Below are 559 nucleotides of genomic sequence, written 5' to 3' on the forward strand. Positions count from 1 at the left end.
CACCGACGAGCCTGGCACCCCAGGCAACCCGGGCGGTAGCAACGAAGGCGACCTGGTCAAGGTCACCATCACGGCCGACCAGACCTCGGTGGCCGAGAACGTCAAACCGACCTTCACCGTGCACATCAACACCGCCCTGGCCCACGACCTGGTCGTGACCCTGAGCAACAATGCCCAGGTCACCATCAAGGCCGGCGAAACCAGTGCGCCATACACTCACGACGCGCAAGGCGATGACGTCTACCAGGACGCTGGCCAGATCAGCCTGGGTATCACCTCGGCGGTGGACGCCACTGGTGCGACCTTCGAGAACCTCGAGCTGGGCGGTGCGGCTTCGGTCCAAGTGACCGACACCACCGACGAAGTCGTGGCCAAGCTGACTGCTACCCCGTCGGTCACCGAAGGCGGCGAGATTACCTACACCATTACGCTGACCAACAAAGACGGTCTGCCGATCGACAAGCATGCGGCGCTGACCTTTACCCTGGACGATGGCAAAACCACCATCACCATCCCGGCTAACGGTACAACCGGCACTGCCACCGTCACTGCCCCGGAC

At 63.1% G+C, this 559-nt stretch carries 1 protein-coding gene; it reads left to right on the plus strand.

Features of this window, described 5'->3' with window-relative positions:
• Nucleotides 1–559 (plus strand): immunoglobulin-like domain-containing protein (locus tag I8746_RS26885; RefSeq protein WP_221101224.1); only part of this gene is annotated, 559 nt, incomplete at both ends.

It is taken from the genome of Pseudomonas sp. USTB-Z (genome assembly GCF_019691255.1).
GTDB lineage: Bacteria > Pseudomonadota > Gammaproteobacteria > Pseudomonadales > Pseudomonadaceae > Aquipseudomonas > Aquipseudomonas alloputida.